Source organism: Ruegeria sp. YTSC230 (assembly GCF_059609665.1).
In genome coordinates this window covers 13,578-29,638 of sequence record NZ_JBXWMC010000012.1, presented here as the reverse complement: position 1 = coordinate 29,638, position 16,061 = coordinate 13,578, and the positions used below count along the sequence as shown (strand labels likewise).

The 16,061-nt window shown below is 52.6% G+C and carries 18 protein-coding genes and 1 tRNA gene; 13 read left to right on the top strand and 6 right to left on the bottom strand.

Annotation, left to right across the window (positions count from 1 at the left end):
- The first annotated feature begins 53 nt into the window (after positions 1-53).
- Positions 54-1,160 (top strand): FliM/FliN family flagellar motor C-terminal domain-containing protein, encoded by a 1,107-nt coding sequence (locus AC2FD9_RS20200; protein ID WP_496757874.1) that lies wholly within the window; start codon positions 54-56, stop codon positions 1,158-1,160.
- A gap of 18 nt (positions 1,161-1,178) precedes the next feature.
- On the opposite strand, the gene AC2FD9_RS20195 is transcribed toward AC2FD9_RS20200, so the two are convergent.
- The 4 genes from AC2FD9_RS20195 to AC2FD9_RS20180 are packed head-to-tail and all read right to left on the bottom strand — an operon-like array spanning position 1,179 to position 3,369.
- Positions 1,179-1,610, bottom strand: coding sequence for a protein tyrosine phosphatase family protein (locus tag AC2FD9_RS20195; protein WP_108861797.1), 432 nt, complete (start codon positions 1,608-1,610; stop codon positions 1,179-1,181).
- A gap of 9 nt (positions 1,611-1,619) precedes the next feature.
- A complete protein-coding gene (locus AC2FD9_RS20190) occupies positions 1,620-2,051 on the bottom strand; it encodes a DUF6691 family protein (protein ID WP_108861819.1) in 432 nt (143 codons plus the stop codon).
- Positions 2,051-2,473 (bottom strand): YeeE/YedE family protein, encoded by a 423-nt coding sequence (locus tag AC2FD9_RS20185; protein ID WP_282169169.1) that lies wholly within the window; start codon positions 2,471-2,473, stop codon positions 2,051-2,053. The genes AC2FD9_RS20190 and AC2FD9_RS20185 overlap by 1 nt, the downstream gene beginning before the upstream one ends.
- Positions 2,474-2,505: 32 nt before the next feature.
- Positions 2,506-3,369 carry an MBL fold metallo-hydrolase gene (locus tag AC2FD9_RS20180; protein WP_108861820.1) on the bottom strand — a complete coding sequence of 288 codons (864 nt, stop codon included), beginning with the start codon at positions 3,367-3,369 and terminating at the stop codon, positions 2,506-2,508.
- A 245-nt stretch (positions 3,370-3,614) separates the two neighbouring features.
- On the opposite strand from AC2FD9_RS20180, the gene AC2FD9_RS20175 reads away from it, so the two are divergent.
- Positions 3,615-3,830 carry a hypothetical protein gene (locus AC2FD9_RS20175; RefSeq protein WP_058277021.1) on the top strand — a complete coding sequence of 72 codons (216 nt, stop codon included), beginning with the start codon at positions 3,615-3,617 and terminating at the stop codon, positions 3,828-3,830.
- Positions 3,831-3,839: 9 nt separating this feature from the next.
- Here the strand turns inward: AC2FD9_RS20175 and AC2FD9_RS20170 are convergent, their stop codons facing one another.
- On the bottom strand, positions 3,840-4,058 hold the full coding sequence (locus AC2FD9_RS20170) for a hypothetical protein (protein WP_109313464.1): 219 nt from the start codon (positions 4,056-4,058) through the stop codon (positions 3,840-3,842).
- A gap of 161 nt (positions 4,059-4,219) precedes the next feature.
- Here AC2FD9_RS20170 and AC2FD9_RS20165 point away from each other — a divergent pair, with 161 nt between their 5' ends.
- Positions 4,220-4,486: a DUF2312 domain-containing protein gene (locus AC2FD9_RS20165; RefSeq protein ID WP_058272185.1), complete on the top strand. Its 267-nt coding sequence runs from the start codon at positions 4,220-4,222 to the stop codon at positions 4,484-4,486.
- Between the two features lie 13 nt (positions 4,487-4,499).
- On the opposite strand, the gene AC2FD9_RS20160 is transcribed toward AC2FD9_RS20165, so the two are convergent.
- Positions 4,500-5,396: a hypothetical protein gene (locus AC2FD9_RS20160; protein WP_496838589.1), complete on the bottom strand. Its 897-nt coding sequence runs from the start codon at positions 5,394-5,396 to the stop codon at positions 4,500-4,502.
- Positions 5,397-5,560: 164 nt separating this feature from the next.
- Here AC2FD9_RS20160 and AC2FD9_RS20155 point away from each other — a divergent pair.
- The 10 genes from AC2FD9_RS20155 to AC2FD9_RS20110 all read left to right on the top strand — a co-directional run bounded on the left by AC2FD9_RS20155 (position 5,561) and on the right by AC2FD9_RS20110 (position 16,058).
- Positions 5,561-5,636, top strand: a tRNA-Thr gene (locus tag AC2FD9_RS20155).
- A 164-nt stretch (positions 5,637-5,800) separates the two neighbouring features.
- Positions 5,801-6,988, top strand: coding sequence for a tyrosine-type recombinase/integrase (locus tag AC2FD9_RS20150; protein ID WP_496838587.1), 1,188 nt, complete (start codon positions 5,801-5,803; stop codon positions 6,986-6,988).
- Between the two features lie 8 nt (positions 6,989-6,996).
- Complete coding sequence (locus tag AC2FD9_RS20145; protein WP_496838586.1) at positions 6,997-7,833, top strand: hypothetical protein; 837 nt, start codon at positions 6,997-6,999, stop codon at positions 7,831-7,833.
- An 89-nt stretch (positions 7,834-7,922) separates the two neighbouring features.
- Positions 7,923-8,132 (top strand): helix-turn-helix transcriptional regulator, encoded by a 210-nt coding sequence (locus tag AC2FD9_RS20140; RefSeq protein WP_496838585.1) that lies wholly within the window; start codon positions 7,923-7,925, stop codon positions 8,130-8,132.
- Positions 8,125-8,550 (top strand): helix-turn-helix domain-containing protein, encoded by a 426-nt coding sequence (locus tag AC2FD9_RS20135; RefSeq protein ID WP_496838583.1) that lies wholly within the window; start codon positions 8,125-8,127, stop codon positions 8,548-8,550. Before AC2FD9_RS20140 ends, AC2FD9_RS20135 begins: the two co-directional genes overlap by 8 nt.
- Positions 8,551-8,602: 52 nt before the next feature.
- A complete protein-coding gene (locus tag AC2FD9_RS20130) occupies positions 8,603-9,625 on the top strand; it encodes a site-specific integrase (protein ID WP_496838581.1) in 1,023 nt (340 codons plus the stop codon).
- A gap of 62 nt (positions 9,626-9,687) precedes the next feature.
- Positions 9,688-11,244: a type I restriction-modification system subunit M gene (locus AC2FD9_RS20125; RefSeq protein WP_496838579.1), complete on the top strand. Its 1,557-nt coding sequence runs from the start codon at positions 9,688-9,690 to the stop codon at positions 11,242-11,244.
- A complete protein-coding gene (locus AC2FD9_RS20120) occupies positions 11,241-12,485 on the top strand; it encodes a restriction endonuclease subunit S (RefSeq protein ID WP_496838578.1) in 1,245 nt (414 codons plus the stop codon). Before AC2FD9_RS20125 ends, AC2FD9_RS20120 begins: the two co-directional genes overlap by 4 nt.
- Before the next feature lie 40 nt (positions 12,486-12,525).
- A complete protein-coding gene (locus AC2FD9_RS20115; protein ID WP_496838576.1) occupies positions 12,526-13,194 on the top strand; it encodes an abortive infection family protein in 669 nt (222 codons plus the stop codon).
- Complete coding sequence (locus AC2FD9_RS20110; protein WP_496838575.1) at positions 13,191-16,058, top strand: type I restriction endonuclease subunit R; 2,868 nt, start codon at positions 13,191-13,193, stop codon at positions 16,056-16,058. The genes AC2FD9_RS20115 and AC2FD9_RS20110 overlap by 4 nt, the downstream gene beginning before the upstream one ends.
- Positions 16,059-16,061 lie beyond the last annotated feature (3 nt).

The window sequence follows — 16,061 nt, the reverse complement described above, 5'->3', positions numbered from 1 at the left end:
CCGCCTCGGGTTAGACCGGATACCAGGTTCAGAAACTCAAATCGGTATCGGCCATGACGCAGTCTGTCAGCACAGCTTTGGCGCGCAAACTTTCAGCGGGACAAGAAGAGCAAGGTGAAAAGCCGCGTTCCGTTCTTCGTGCCCTTCGACTGGCCTTTGCGCGAACGGCAGGGGATCAGTTCCAGCTGCCGCTATCGGTGATCGGTGCAAGGCAGTCTCTCAAAGCTCAGGACACGCTGGCTGAGGTGATTGATGCGGACTGGATGCTGCTGCGCCTGGGCAACGCGGACGGGATGTCCGCTGCGATTTGCGTGGATATGGGGGTCGTGTCAGCGATCGTGCAAGTGCAGACAATTGGTGAAGTTATGCCGAACCCGCCAACAGCACGGGAGTACACAGATACGGATGCAGCAATGGTAGCGCCGCTGGTCGAAGACGCTTTGATCAGGGCCGTCGCGCTGGTCGATACAGCCGCCGATCAATCCAGTCTTGCCGGTTATGAATTCCGGGCGCGGATGGCGGATCTGCGTTCATTGTCGCTGGCTATGGTCGAAGACGCATATCGCGTGTTTGACCTGACGGTAGAACTTGGCGGCGGGCTACGACAGGGGCAGATCACAGTCCTGTTGCCCGATACACCGTCAGAGCAGGGGGCCGATGATGAAATTCAAGTTGCTGCCGGCCCGAAGCTTGAGCAAGCGTCGGGGGTTGTCCGGGCCGAATTGAATACGGTGATCGGCAGGATGTCAGTGCCATTGGTAACCCTGTCCGGGCTGTCAGTTGGGGACGTTCTACCGTTGACCGGATCACGGCTAGATCGCGCGGAAATCCTGACAATTGGTCGAACGCGGGCTGCAATTGGACGTTTGGGACAATGCGGAGGAATGCGCGCAGTACGGTTGAACGAATGTGCTTCGGCTGCGGCGCTGGAGCAAGCTGAAATGCCCGAGTTTCTGGAAGCGCGAAGCAGCGCGCCAGTTCCGGACACTCTGAAAGATCCGATGCCAATCGATCCCGCGCATGAGGTCGTACCGATAGATGAAGTGGCATTGAACGAATTGGAGGGCGATCTGGGCTTTGGTAGCCCGGATCAGATGGCGGCCGAGATTTCGCAACTGGCAGGTCTGACGGGATTGGACGACGTTCCCGATGCAACCTGACCTGAGCGCCAAAGGTCCTTAGCCGTCAGAACCGCGCATATGCTCCAGCGCGGGGCGCAGGTTGTCCAGCATGTAACCTGCCTTGGTTGTGGCCTCGAGGATCTCGTCTGCGCTCATGTGGTCGCACTGACCCAAAGCCCAAACCACCGAGCAGCGCGTGCCCGACGCGCAATAGGCTAAGACGGGGCCAGAGCAGCTTTCAGCCAATTCTCGTTGCAGGGCAACATTGCCGGGCGTCATGGTCTGGTGGGTCAGTTCCAGAACCTCATATTCCATCCCGGCTGCCCGGACGGCCTGTCCGATTGCATCCGACTGCATGGTTGGTGGAACTTCCGTATTGGGACGGTTGCAGATGACCTTAACGAAACCAGCTGCGGCGATGGCTGGGACGTCCTCGACCGTGATTTGGGGCGAGACGGCATAGCGGGGGGTTATTGGTCGAATCTCCATGGCAATTGCTTAGGCCGCGTTTGCGGATCTGTCCAGTTGTGCACCAAGCCCGGGCGCCGCAAACATTCCTGTGATCATCGCAGCCAGAAACACGAGGCCGCCAAGGCCGCCATAGGTTATGGACGCGATGGCAGGTCCAGGACAAAGCCCGGACAAGCCCCAGCCCATGCCAAACATCACGGAACCGATAATCAGGCGACGGTCCAACTCGGGCGGGCTCATCTTAGGAAACTGACCACCGGTCAGCGGCCTGCGGTGGGCCGTCATTCTCCACGCGATGAGCATCGGCAGGATCGCGCCGCCCATCACAAATGCCAGGGTGGGATCCCAGTTCCCGAACACATCCAACCACCCCTGAACCTTGGTGGTATCGGTCATGCCCGAGATCAAAAGGCCGGCACCAAACAGAGATCCAGCCAGCATTGATACGAGAACCCGCATCAAATCAGCCCCCATACATGGCGCATCAGGGCAATTGTTGCCCCACCTGCGCCGATATAGATCAACGTCGCGATGATGCCCCTGACGGAGAATCGAGAAATACCACATACCCCGTGCCCCGAGGTGCATCCATTGGCAATGCGCGTTCCTGCGCCAACCAAAAGGCCGGCGATGACGATCACTGCGAAATTGTCGGTCAGATGTGTCATGGGCGCAGAAGAGAGCAGGGGGCTCAAAACAAGCGGTGTCGCGACGACGCCTGCGATGAAGCTTAAGCGTTCCAAGTTGCGGTCACTGCCATCAACCAGCCCGCCCAGAATCCCGCTGGCACCCATGATGCGCCCGTTGCCCAAAAGGTAGACTGCAGCGCCCAGCCCGATCAGCAGGCCACCGGCAAGCCCCCAAATCCATTCAATGTACATTTGTTATCCTCAGTTCGCCTGTTGGGTCTGCGTCACAACTTGTTGATCGGCACCTTCAGGAATACGTCGCCCTGTTCGTCCGCAGGCGGCATCTGTCCGGCGCGCATATTGACCTGCAGAGACGGCAGGATCAGGCGCGGCATAGGCAAGGTCGCATCGCGGGCATCACGCATCTCGACAAATTCCTCGATTGATTTGCCTTGTCCGATATGGACGTTCAGGGCTTTTTGCTCTCCGACTGTTGTCTCCCACGCAAATTCATCGCGCCCCGGCGCTTTGTAGTCATGGCCAACAAAGATGCGCGTCTCATCCGGCAGGGCCAGAATCTTCTGGATAGACTCGAACAGCATTTCCGAAGACCCGCCGGGAAAATCGCATCGCGCAGTGCCGAAATCCGGCATGAACAGCGTGTCACCGACAAAAGCTGCGTCTCCGATCACATATGTCATGCAGGCGGGCGTATGGCCGGGCGTGTGGAAAACATCGCCACGCATCTGTCCAACATGGAAGCTGTCGCCATCGCGGAACAAAGCATCGAACTGGCTGCCGTCGCGCTGAAACTCGGTTCCTTCATTGAAGATTTTCCCGAAGGTTTCCTGGATCGTTACGATCTGTTCACCGATGCCGATCTTTCCGCCCAGTTCCTGTTGCAGATAGGGTGCCGCTGAAAGGTGGTCAGCATGCACATGGCTTTCCAGAATCCACTCGACCCTTAGCTCATTGTCGCGAACATAAGCGACGATCTGATCCGCCGAGTCGGTCTTCGTTCGGCCCGAGGCGTGATCGAAGTCCAGAACGCTGTCGACGATTGCGCAGGCCGTCCCTTCGGGTTCCTGCACAAGGTATGAGACCGTATTGGTTTCAGGGTCGAAAAACGCTTTCACAATTGGTGTCATCTGGCTCTCCGTCAGCGCGCAGTTTATCATATATGTTTTTCAGAATATGATGCAACCGGCATTCTTTGATTTGATGCGTGTCAAGGCAAGTTAATCCAAATCCGATTAGAATTTAATCATTCTGCCTTAGGTTGCCGATACCGGGTGGGCGACAGGCAGATTTCCGCGCGTTTGTTCGCCAAGATAACCGGGTCTTAAAACCGTTACCTATATCGGCGACAGTGATAGAAATTGGGAGGAATAAAATGTCTGCAAAAAGTTTGTATTCCGAAGCCGAACATCTGGAGCAAAAGCTGCAGAATGCCTGTTTTGAGACCCGGCTTGCGCTTCAGCCCAGTGTAACCAAAGTGATTGATCGGATGCGTCAGGAAGGCATGCACGTGCCGTCGCGCCTGCGGCATCTGGATGCGGCTTTGTGCGAAGATGCCATAGAGGCGCAGTTCGACAATATGCCGGTCTGAGGCGAAGTATCAGCCGAACGAGATTCCCAGGATCACAAGCATCAGGCCAATCACCGAAAGAAAAAGTGAAGCCAGATTCCACGGCAGAACGCTTTGAACAGCGGCGCGCAATTCATCGTCCGACAGGCCGGATTTGCGCGCTTTCATCACACGCAGGATACACCAAACCAGCCCCAGCAGGCCTGCAAGTGACAGGGCGGCACCGCCCCAGGTGATGAATTCGAACATGGTTCCCCACATTTTTCCGCAAATCCTGTTTGCGCTTAGCGGATCGACCGACCACGCACAAGCCCATCGAGGATTGGATGCTTGCAGCCCACGCGGCGGCAAGGTATCCGGCTAACTGCCGTTGCTAATGCATCAGATCGCAGCCTTTTGGAGAGATGAATATGGAAGACGTGACCGAAGATCAGGCCGCCGCCAACTACCGTGTAACAGCGGGCGAGCTGCGTCAGTTCGTAGAACGGATCGAACGCCTGGATGCCGAAAAAAAGGACCTGGCGGAGCAGCAGAAAGAGGTCATGGCCGAAGCCAAAGCCCGCGGTTACGACACAAAAGTGATGCGCAAGGTCATCGCGCTGCGCAAACGCGACAAGGACGATATCGCCGAAGAAGAGGCGGTACTTGAAATGTATAAGGAAGCGTTGGGCATGTGAGCCGGGCCTGGGGTTAGGGTTTCAGAACCTTCACCCCGGCCATCGTTTCCAACTTGGTCAGATCCTGCTCGTACAGTTCGGAAAATGCGTCGATGATCTCATCGCTCCAGCCGGGCAGGTCCAGTTCTTCTTCCATTTTGTCCGACTGAGCATGGTTTGCCAGAATGTCTGCAAGAACGTCTCGGGTTTCAGCCTGTGAAAGCGTTGAAACCTGGTCCAGAATCGCCTGCGCTTGTGACTGACCTTCTTCAGTCAGCAACGAGATCAGCAGGTCATACTCATCTTTGATCGTGGCGTCCGCAGCAAGCCCGCCGACGCTGCGTACAACGTCCCCCCACAGCAGCGGGATGTCCTCATTGCACCACAGGGTGATCTGCACTGCGGGGGCAAAGTCGCGAACATCTTCGATCATCTCAACCCAGCTGAGGTGACTTAGATCATTGTTGCGGATCACGTCCTCGCGCGCCTGTTCCGGTAATGACATCAGGTGTTTTGGGATAAAACTACCGGGGTTCCTGAGCGCCAGATACAATTCCAACTGACAATCGCTAAAGGACTCTTCCAGAACAGATAAGCGTTTGCCCGCGGAAGGATAGAATTGCCCACCGGCAAGAACCAGGTCTTTCTCGCCAATGAATTCGGCGCTGGTGAAAATGGCGCGCTTTGCCTCTGGGTGGATTGGAAGATTGCCCCGCATACTCTCAATCTCATCCGGTAATGGAGGGCGCGTATTCAAGGCCTGAAATGCGGGTTTGAACACTTGCCGGTAACGACGAGGACCAAAGAAAGTCGCACCATTTCGAGCCAGTACGTCCCCATTGGCTTGCAACGACCTGAGCAGTCGCCCCTCATCGGTAAAAGCCGCGCCTGCGTGGATTGCAACCTGCATGTTTGGTTCTTGTCCTTGCATTCCTGAACCTGCCTGTCGAGTTACAGGCTGTGCCAGGGACAGTCAAATCCACAGCCCCTACTTAAAGGTGATCGGTCGCATCACAACGAAAATCCAAAATCCCTAAGTTTGGATGAAAATTGAGGCTTGCAGTCCGTTAAAAGAGAAAGTAATCGACACCCAGCGCCCCTATAGCTCAGCTGGTAGAGCAACTGATTTGTAATCAGTAGGTCCGCGGTTCGAGTCCGTGTGGGGGCACCACTATACAATTCCCTCAAGTCCAAAGACATCCGAAAATCCGTGTGATATATGGATTTTGGCGATGTTCTTTGTCCAACGCTGTCCTATAGTGTTTGGTGAGATGCCCCCAGATTGGGGGGCTTTTTGGGGGCTTCGCGACTTTGATGAAAAAGTGAGGCCCCCAGATGCCACTTAGCGATGTTCAGATTCGAAATCTCAAGCCTAGAGCAAAGCCATACAAGGTTTCGGACTTTGAGGGGCTTTATCTTCTCGTGACCCCAGCCGGTTCAAAGCTCTGGAATGTTAAATATCGGCTGCATGGAAAAGAGAAGAAACTGTCGCTGGGTGCGTATCCAGCTATCTCATTGGCACAGGCGCGACAGATCAAAGAAGAAGCCCGTGCCAAGATTGCGCAAGGCAATGATCCATCTGAGGCAAAAAAGGCAGCCAAGCGCGAAACTCGAGAGGCGCAGAGCCACACTTTCGCGAAGATTGGCGATGCATTTCTGGAGAAACAACGCAAAGAGGGCAAAACCAAAGCCACTCTCGACAAAACAAGTTATCATTTGAAACTCGCAAACGCGGATTTTGGGCGGAAACCTATAACCGAAATCACCGCACCAATGATCCTGATGTGTCTTCGCAAAGTCGAAGCTAAGGGCAACTATGAAACAGCTCACCGTTTGCGTGCTCGGATTGGGTCCGTCTTTCGGTTTGCCGTTGCGAGCGGGTTAGCCGAAACCGATCCCACCTATGCGCTTAAAGATGCCTTGATACGCCCGAACCGAAAACACCGCGCTGCAATCACTGATCCAGAGAAGCTAGGTGCGCTGATCACTGCTATTGAAGGCTTTGATGGACAAGCCACCACACGAATTGCGCTGCAACTGTTAGCAATGTTGGCGCAAAGGCCGGGCGAAATCCGACAGGCGAAATGGCAGGAGATAGATTTTGAGGCGAAGGTGTGGTCCATCCCTGCGGCCAAAATGAAGATGCGCAGGGATCACCATGTGCCTTTGCCAAACCAAGCTATCCAACTTTTGACGGAGCTGCGGGAGATTTCAGGAGAAGCAGAATATCTCTTTCCTTCGTTACGCTCTTGGCATCGCCCTATGTCAGACAACACCTTGAACGCAGCCTTGCGACGTATGGGGTATTCCGGAGACGAAATGACTGCGCATGGGTTTCGCGCTAGTTTTTCCACGCTGGCGAATGAAAGCGGGCATTGGAACCCTGACGCAATTGAAGCGGCTCTTGCACATGTCGAACGCAATGATGTGCGCAAGGCATACAATAGGGGGAAATACTGGGATGAACGTGTAAGGCTTGCAGATTGGTGGGCGGCACTGTTGGATAGTATCGGACCAACCTGAGCATTGATTTGAAAAAGATTTACAAACTTAAACAGTGGTATTCCATTGACGATGCTGCGGACAGACTTTCTCTGACGCTTGGAGAAGAAGTGAGTTCGGCAGCTGTTCTTGAGCTGGCGCTTGACGGCCATATTTGCCTTCATTGGTTTATGCGACATGTCTCTGCGCAAGAAGTTGTCTATGAAACCCGCTCGGTGCCGATGTCGCTCGACAAGGAGAACAAACTTATTCTGCCTTCCAGAATGGAAGGGGAAACAGTGAATGTTCAGTTCGAAGATTTTTTTTCTTTAGACGGTCGAAAAAATATTTCGATTTTGGACGGCCCACATCGTTTGCGGCTAGAGCTATGTGGCGCTCTTGAAGATTATCTGAGAGCGTATTTGACGAACACCGGAGGGGAACTGATTTCCTTAGACGGCTTCTTTGTTGAAAGCGATGATGGACACGTTTTCCAGGTAATGGAGTCGTTTGATAAAGAAGCCTTAGCAAGCATGTTTCCAGACGACCGAATAAGGGTGCATGACGTTCGCGGATACTACCCGTCTGGAGATTGGCCAGCTTTGTCGGAGCTTGGGTTCACTAAACAGGAGTTGGAGCGATTTGAAGGTACACTTCAAGACTGCGGTCCAAAAGAGGTTGCCAGTCGCGAGCGCCAAACCCTTTACAAAATGATAATTGCAATGGCGGTGGACGCCTATGGCTTTAACCCAAAGGCTTCGAGGAGTCCGCTCCCCAAGGAGCTTGAAGGAATTCTGGACCGGCTCGGCCTTTCAGTTAGCGATGATACTATTCGCCAGAAACTCAAGGAAGCTTCGGAACTGTTGGACCAAGACTCCGAAAAGTAACCGAATTCGGTTTCGCCCAAACCTAGTTCGGCCAGTAACATTCCTGACCACGTTAGACCTGATTCATCTTTAAAAAACGAGATGGAACAATGTCTGATACTGGTAACTTCCCTTTAACAGGGTTCGTGAGACTTTCTCAAATTTTGGCCCCGGCGGGTCCAATTCCCGTCTCAAAATCAACATGGTGGCAAGGCGTCAAAGATGGGCGTTTTCCGCAACCGCAAAAGCTTGGGCCGCGTACCACAGTTTGGAAAGTCGAACACATTCGGGCGCTCTTTGAGGATCGGGATGATGGGTAAGCGCGCCAACCCGATGGCGGTTAAAGCGGCACTCACATATGACATCAATGAAGCTGCAAAAGCTTTGGGTAAAACGCCAGCGACCATTCGTAGTTGGATCAAGGACGGTCTTCCGGTCATGAGTCCCCGCAAGCCTTACCTAATTTCCGGTGAGGCAATCCGTTCCTATCTTCGGGCAAAGTACAAGGCCGCCAAACGTCCACTTGGGCCGGATGATTTCTTCTGCCCAGGGTGCGGAGTTGCCCGCCAACCTGTCGAGATGGCCGCTACAGCATGGCCAATGCAGAATAAAACGGTTCTCCTGAAAGGTGTTTGCACCAGATGCGGCTGCACTTGCACCCGCATGATTTCTAAGTCGCGCCTTGGAGAATTCTCTCAACGGTTCCAGTTGTCGAACAAGGCAAACAGCGTACCCTAAGTGACACCGCCTACACCCCCTCAAACTTTCACAATCTTTAAGGAGGAACCAAATGAGGAAATTCAACGAGGAAAATGAGCGGATCAAGCGCCGCTATCTGCAATATCTTAAGACCGCCAAGCGGAAGGATGCAGGAACTGTTCTGAAAGCGGCGGAAGCAATATTGCGATTCGAGGCCAGCACAAATTACGCGACCTTCAAAAGGTTTCACATTGAGCAGGCGATCAAGTTTCACGACCGTATCAATGCTGAAATTGGCAAGGCAACTGGCAAACCCTTGTCAAAATCGACAATTGCCTCGGTGCTGGCAGCGAACAAGGCGTTCATTTTTTGGCTGGCCGACCAGCCCGGCTATAAGAGCCGTATCCGCCATTCTGATGCAGATTACTTCAACATGGACGCCAAAGGTCAACGGGTGGCACGGGCCACGCGGGAAACGCCTTACCCTTCCATGGAGATGGCTCGCCACGCCTTCAACTACATGCCGGAGGCCACAGATGTTGAATTGCGCAACAAGGCTTTGTTTGCGTTTCTGATGCTCACCGGCGCACGCGACGGGGCAGTTGCTTCATTGCGGCTCAAACATATCAACACGATCGACGGCTGCGTTTATCAGGATGCGCGCGAAGTCAGGACCAAGAACGCCAAGACCTTTACGACTTATTTTTTGCCGGTCGATGCTGCGTATCAGACCTGTTTCGATCAGTGGGTGACTTATCTGAAACGGGAAAAGTTATTCGGACCGGACGATCCCCTGTTTCCACCGCCACAGATCAAACCTGTTGATGGTGAGTTCATGGTGGTGGGCTTCAAACGTGAAATCTACAAGAATGCCAACGCCATTCGCGCGGTGATCAAAGAGGCCTTTGAGCAGGCTGATTTGCCACCGTTCACACCCCATGCGTTTCGTAAAACCTTGGTGAAATGGGCCGACACCTCCTACCCAACCCGCGAGGCCTTTAAGGCGTTTTCTCAAAACATCGGCCATTCCAACGTCGTCACAACGGTTAGCGCCTATTGCCCGGTCGGTATTGAGCGTCAGGCTGAGCTGATAAAGTCCGCAATACAATGTTGAGACTTTCCCTTGCTCGCGTTCTGCGTCATCAATTGGCAAACACAACTTGAGAGCGATGGGCAATGACCGACGAACAGAAAAAGAAGCTGGAACAAAAGCTCTGGGACATTGCAAACACTTTACGCGGCAAGATGAATGCGGATGAGTTTCGCGACTACATCCTTGGCTTCATTTTCTACAAATATCTGTCCGAACGGCTCTACATCTACGCCAATTCTGCGCTGTCTGAAGATGGCATTGATTTTGCTGAACTCGATGATACGACAGAGGAAGGATCAGCGATTTCAAATGCTGTGGCGGAAGCGGCGATTGATGAGCTGGGCTATTACCTCAAGCCGTCCGAGCTGTTCAGTGCGGTTGCCAAACGGGGCAGCAAGCCGGGCAATTTCATTCTCGAAGACCTCGCTCGCATTCTCAACAATGTCGAACGCTCCACTATGGGCACGGAATCTGAGGATGACTTTGACGATCTGTTCTCGGATATGGATCTGACGTCCAACAAACTAGGCCGCACTGAGGAGGCCAAAAACACGCTTATTGCCAAGGTGCTGACTCATCTGGACGAGATCGACTTTGAGCTGGAGAAAGCCGACAACGATGTGCTGGGGGATGCCTATGAATATCTGATTGGGCAGTTTGCCAGCGGGGCAGGGAAGAAGGCGGGGGAATTCTACACCCCACAAGAGGTCAGCACAATTCTGGCGCGGATTGTGACCACCGGCAAAACCCGGATCAAAAATGTCTATGATCCCACCTGTGGGTCCGGCTCACTGCTGTTGCGGGTCGCCAAAGAGGTCGAGGTGGGCGATTTCAACGGTCAGGAGATGAACCGCACCACCTATAACCTCGCGCGCATGAATATGATCCTGCACGGGGTGCATTACCGCAATTTTGACCTCAAACAAGAAGACACGCTGGAGCATCCGCAACATGTGGACAAGCGGTTTGAGGCGGTGGTGGCCAACCCGCCGTTTTCCGCCAAATGGTCGGCCAATCCGCTGTTGCTCAATGATGACCGATACAGCCAATATGGGCGGCTGGCACCGGCGTCTAAGGCGGATTTTGCCTTTGTGCAGCACATGCTGCATCAGCTAGATGACAACGGCACCATGGCGGTGATCCTGCCGCATGGGGTGCTGTTTCGCGGCGCGGCCGAGGGGCATATCCGCGAATATATCATCAAAGAACGAAATTGGCTGGATGCCGTCATTGGCCTGCCGGCCAATATCTTTTACGGCACGTCGATCCCGACCTGCATTCTGGTGCTAAAAAAATGCCGCGAATACCCCGAGGATATTCTGTTTGTGGATGCTTCCACCTGTTTTGAGAAGGCCAAGAACCAGAACTTTCTGCGGCCGGAGGATATCACCAAGATTGTCGACACCTACCGGGGCAGGGTGGTGGAGGAGCGGTTTTCCCACCGTGCGCCGCTCTCTGAAGTGGCGGAGAACGACTTTAACCTCAACATCCCGCGCTATGTGGACACGTTTGAGCCCGAAGAGCCGATTGATTTGGCCGAGGTGGCGGCGGAGCTACGCAAAAATGCCGAAGGCATGGCGGCGCTGGACGCGGAGATTGCTGGGTTCTGCAAAGAACTGGGCATTGAGGTGCCGGTATGAGTGTGGCGGCGCAGGTGCCTGCGCTGAGGTTTCCTGAGTTTGAGGGGGCTTGGGAGGAAAAGTCTGTCGGCGCTCTTGTTTCGGAGTTAAGTGCAGGAGTCAGCGTCAACTCTGGTGACCGCCCTGCGCTAGGTGCTGAAAAGGGAATCCTCAAAACGAGTTGTGTGACACTGGGAGTGTTCGAACCTCGCGAAAACAAAGTGGTCAACGACCAATTTGAACTGGTTCGTTTAAGAGAACCAGTTCAATCTGGTACGATTATATTTAGTCGTATGAACACTCCTGCACTGGTCGGTGCAAATGCGATTGTTTCCGAAGATTTCCCCAATTTGTTTTTACCGGATCGGCTCTGGGCCGCAAAAATTCGAGAAACTGCCTCTGCCGGATGGACTGCATTTGTGCTGGGACATCAGCGTAGCCGCCAGAAATTGACAGACCGGGCCACCGGCACGAGTGGCTCTATGAAGAATCTCACAAAGACTGATGTACTCTCATTGCCTGTAATGGTTCCTTCCCTCCCCGAACAAAAGAAAATTGCGGCGTTTTTGGGAGTGGTGGATGCCAAGATCACCGCGTTGCAAGAGCGGCGGGCGGGGCTTGAGCGCTATAAACACGGGCTGATGCAGGCGCTGTTCAGCCAGACCCTGCGATTTACTAAAGGCGACGGCACCGCCTTTCCGGATTGGGAAGAGAAAAAGCTATCTGATTTTCTCATTCCAAATTTCCGAGCCGAGCCAAAGCCATTAAGCAATTACCTGGCGATTGGCATTCGCAGCCACGGAAAAGGTACGTTTCAAAAACCAAATAGCGATCCTAAAAAAATTGCAATGGATACTCTCTATGTAGTGCGTGAAGACGATTTGATAGTTAACATCACGTTTGCTTGGGAAGGTGCTATCGCTATCGTACCAAAGCAAGATGACGGCGGCTATGTCTCGCATCGTTTTCCAACCTATGAGTTCCGAAAAGATGTTGTTCGCCCAGAGTACTTTCAAATTGTGATTTCTGATCCTAGATTTCGGCGAAAACTTGACCTCATTTCACCGGGTGGTGCGGGCCGAAATAGAGTTTTGAGCAAAACAGACTTCTTGAAGTTGAGACATTTTTTTCCTTCACGAACGGAGCAAACCAAAATCGCCGACGCACTGTCTGCCATGGACGATAAAATCGAGGTTATGGCGAGGCAGGTAGTGCAGATGCAGGCCTTTAAAAAAGGGCTGCAGCAGCAGATGTTTTTATAGGTCAAAAATGGAGCGACTTAGAAACTTGATAACGGAAAACTTGGATAAACTTCCCGAGTTTGAATACTATCTGCCAATTATTGACAAAGCTCTGAGCTATGAACAGTCACGGCCGGATACAGCGATAGAGTGCTGCAATTCATTGCTACAGGGATTTTCGAAGACAATTATCGTGAATCTAGAAGGCGTGGAATCTTCCGATTTGGATAAGCCAAGCGAAGCCAAAAGTGACAAGTTGATCAAACGGGCGCTAAAGTGTCTTAAAGAAAATGATGACGTTTATGAAGATGATTTTGCCACACGAGGAGCTTCGTTGGCCTTAGCAATTGCTACGCTCAGAAACGCTCGAGGTGACATAACGCATGGCAAGGCCGTGCCGAAGAAACTACAGAGCGCCTGCAGTCTTGCCGAAGTGACCAACGAGGTTACCGCAACAATTCTTCGATATATGTTCGCGACGTACCTGCCGATCAAAATGGCTTTAGACGATGAAGTGCAGGAAGAGCCTTCTGAAGAGGTTGAGGGAATTGCGTACGAAGACAATCCGGACTTCAACGACTACCTAGACGACTCCAATCCTGTTAAGGGCAAGCTTTTGTACAGTGAAGGGCTGTTTCACTTGTACTTTGAAGACTATGAGATCCAGCTCGCGGAATTTAGAGACATAATGGAGGAACTGTCCTCATTAGATTTGGAGGTCGATTTATGACCCAATCCGAAGCGCAGCTTGAGGCCGATCTTGTCAAACGTCTAATCGGGCTGGGGTATGACCGGGTGGTTTTGCCCGATATGAATGCCATGCGTGCCAATCTGCGTGCGCAGTTGGGCAAGCACAATGGCGTGACGCTCTCGGACAGTGAATTTGCCAAGGTGCTCAATCATCTCGACAAAGGCAATGTGTTTGAGAAGGCCAAGATCCTGCGCGGGCGGATGCAGCTGACCCGCGATGATGGCAGCTCGCTCTATTTGCAATTTCTCAACCCCCAGGAATGGTGTCAAAACCAATATCAAGTTACCACGCAGGTCACGGTTGAGGGCCATCACAAAACGCGGTTTGATGTTACCTTGCTGATCAACGGCCTGCCTTTGGTGCAAATCGAGCTGAAGCGGCGTGGTGTGGAGCTGAAGGAAGCGTTCAACCAGATCAACCGCTATCAACGTCACAGCTATTGGGCGGATAGCGCGCTGTTCCAATATGTTCAGCTGTTTGTGATCAGCAACGGCGTGAACACCAAATATTACGCCAACAACCGCAATCAGGATTTTAAGCAGACTTTTTTCTGGGCCGAGGAGGACAACACGCTGGTGACACAGCTCGATGCCTTTGCCGATGTGTTTTTAGAGAAATGCCACGTCAGCAAGATGATCAGCAAATATATCGTATTGCATGAAAGCGATAAGATCCTGATGGTGCTGCGGCCCTATCAATATTACGCGGTTGAGGCGATTGATGGGCGGGTCAAGAACGGGCGTAAGAACGGCTATATCTGGCATACGACAGGCTCAGGCAAAACGCTGACCAGCTTCAAGGCAGCGCAGGTGCTGATTGAGAACCCAAAGGTCGACAAAGTTGTGTTCGTCGTGGACCGCGCTGATCTGGACTATCAGACCACCAAGGAGTTCAACCACTTCTCTGATGGTTCGGTGGACGGTACGGACAATACCAAAGCACTGGTGGGGCAGCTAGGCGGCGATACCAAGCTGATAGTGACCACAATCCAGAAGCTGAACACGGCGATCTCTCGGGACCGCTATGACGCCGCGCTGGAGGCGGTTAAAGATCAACGCGTGGTGTTTATTTTTGACGAATGCCACCGCTCGCAATTTGGCGACACACACAAACGGATAGTGGAGTTTTTCAGCAAGGCGCAGATGTTTGGGTTCACCGGCACGCCGATTTTTGCGGATAACGCAGTGGGAAAGCGCACGACCAAAGATTTGTTTGCCGAGTGCCTGCATAAGTATGTGATCACCGACGCAATTGCCGACGAAAATGTGCTGCGGTTTTCGGTCGAGTATTGGGGCAAGCTGAAGCGCAAAGACGGCAGTTTGATCGACGAAGAGGTTCCGGCGATCAATGTGCGTGAATTCTTCGACAATCCTGAACGCATCGAGGGCGTTGTCGATTGGATCATTCAGAACCACGACAAAAAGACCCATAGCAAGCAGTTCAGCGCGATGCTGTGTGTCAGTTCGGTTGATGCCCTGATCGCCTACTATGAGACGTTTCGACGTAAGAAAGAGGCGGGCGAGCACCACTTACGGGTCGCTACGATCTTCACCTACGGCCCAAATGAAGCGGACCCCGATGCGGATGGCATGATTGGTGATCCCGACTTGAACGTGGCAGATATGCCCGTGGATGTGCACAAGCGTGACCGATTGGAGAGCTTTGTTTCAGACTACAATGCCATGTATCAGACCAAGGAAACGGTGAAAGATAGTGCGGGGTTTTACACCTACTACAACCATTTGAGCAAACGCCTGAAGGACCGCGACCGCAAGGATGCTTTGGATAAGGACCGGCTGGATATTCTGTTGGTTGTCAATATGTTCTTGACCGGATTTGATGCGAAGAAACTCAACACACTCTATGTAGACAAGAACCTGAAATACCACGGATTGATCCAGGCGTTTTCACGCACGAACCGAACGCTGGGCCAGCTGAAATCTCAGGGGAATATCGTCTGCTTTCGCAATCTCAAGCCGAACACGGATCAGGCGATCACGCTGTTCTCCAACAAGGAAGCCATCGAGACAATCCTGATGGCGCCTTATGGCGACTACCTCGAGCGGTTCAATGCAGCGGTTGATGCTCTGAAAAGCATTGCCTCTGACCCTGACAGCGTAAATGAGTTGAAGTCAGAAGAAGATCAACTGGCGTTTGTGCAAGCGTTCCGTGATTTGATCCGGCTGCGCAATGTTCTGACCAGTTTCACGGAATATGATCCGAATGATCTGGCGTTAGAGCCGCAGACCTTTGAAGACTACAAAAGCAAGTATCTGGATATCAATGACAAAGTCAAAGCTGACAAGCCTGATGAAGCGGCCTCCATTCTTGATGAGGTGGATTTTGAGCTAGAGCTTATCCAGCGAGACGAGATCAACGTTGCTTACATTCTAGCCCTTTTGTCCGATGCATTTGCTGAGGCGGATAGTCTCGATCCAAAGGTCAGAGATAGTTCCAAGGCAAAAAAGAAGATGGTCTACGACTTGCTAGCGTCAGAAAGACATTTGCGTAGCAAGCGGGAACTGATTGAAAAATTCATCGAGCAACACATGGCTGACTTGCCGGAAGGCCAAAGTGTTTCTGAGGCCTTCAACGGGTTTTGGGATGCGGAAAAGTCGCATGCAATCGCAGAAGTCTGTAAAGCAGAGAACCTTGATGCATATGCTTTCAAAGCTATGATCGAGCAATATCACTTTACGGGAAAGAAGCCGCTTCAAGGAGAGATTGTAAGCGCGCTAAAAGACAAGCCTAAGATTCTTGATCGAAAGAGCATTGTCCAACGCATCGGCGAAAAAATGTTGCAGTTTGTTTCGACATTTGACGAGGGTCTAGGAGAGCTTTGAATA

What these genes read in the sequence shown, in the direction of transcription:
- AC2FD9_RS20170 (WP_109313464.1), bottom strand. Translation starts at nt 4,058, where the DNA reads ATGTTCGAATTCATCACCTGGGGCGGTGCCGCCCTGTCACTTGCAGGC.
- AC2FD9_RS20110 (WP_496838575.1), top strand. Translation starts at nt 13,191, where the DNA reads ATGACCCAATCCGAAGCGCAGCTTGAGGCCGATCTTGTCAAACGTCTA.
- AC2FD9_RS20165 (WP_058272185.1), top strand. Translation starts at nt 4,220, where the DNA reads ATGGAAGACGTGACCGAAGATCAGGCCGCCGCCAACTACCGTGTAACA.
- AC2FD9_RS20130 (WP_496838581.1), top strand. Translation starts at nt 8,603, where the DNA reads ATGAGGAAATTCAACGAGGAAAATGAGCGGATCAAGCGCCGCTATCTG.
- AC2FD9_RS20190 (WP_108861819.1), bottom strand. Translation starts at nt 2,051, where the DNA reads ATGCGGGTTCTCGTATCAATGCTGGCTGGATCTCTGTTTGGTGCCGGC.
- AC2FD9_RS20175 (WP_058277021.1), top strand. Translation starts at nt 3,615, where the DNA reads ATGTCTGCAAAAAGTTTGTATTCCGAAGCCGAACATCTGGAGCAAAAG.
- AC2FD9_RS20120 (WP_496838578.1), top strand. Translation starts at nt 11,241, where the DNA reads ATGAGTGTGGCGGCGCAGGTGCCTGCGCTGAGGTTTCCTGAGTTTGAG.
- AC2FD9_RS20180 (WP_108861820.1), bottom strand. Translation starts at nt 3,369, where the DNA reads ATGACACCAATTGTGAAAGCGTTTTTCGACCCTGAAACCAATACGGTC.
- AC2FD9_RS20150 (WP_496838587.1), top strand. Translation starts at nt 5,801, where the DNA reads ATGCCACTTAGCGATGTTCAGATTCGAAATCTCAAGCCTAGAGCAAAG.
- AC2FD9_RS20135 (WP_496838583.1), top strand. Translation starts at nt 8,125, where the DNA reads ATGGGTAAGCGCGCCAACCCGATGGCGGTTAAAGCGGCACTCACATAT.
- AC2FD9_RS20200 (WP_496757874.1), top strand. Translation starts at nt 54, where the DNA reads ATGACGCAGTCTGTCAGCACAGCTTTGGCGCGCAAACTTTCAGCGGGA.
- AC2FD9_RS20160 (WP_496838589.1), bottom strand. Translation starts at nt 5,396, where the DNA reads ATGCAAGGACAAGAACCAAACATGCAGGTTGCAATCCACGCAGGCGCG.
- AC2FD9_RS20125 (WP_496838579.1), top strand. Translation starts at nt 9,688, where the DNA reads ATGACCGACGAACAGAAAAAGAAGCTGGAACAAAAGCTCTGGGACATT.
- AC2FD9_RS20185 (WP_282169169.1), bottom strand. Translation starts at nt 2,473, where the DNA reads ATGTACATTGAATGGATTTGGGGGCTTGCCGGTGGCCTGCTGATCGGG.
- AC2FD9_RS20140 (WP_496838585.1), top strand. Translation starts at nt 7,923, where the DNA reads ATGTCTGATACTGGTAACTTCCCTTTAACAGGGTTCGTGAGACTTTCT.
- AC2FD9_RS20195 (WP_108861797.1), bottom strand. Translation starts at nt 1,610, where the DNA reads ATGGAGATTCGACCAATAACCCCCCGCTATGCCGTCTCGCCCCAAATC.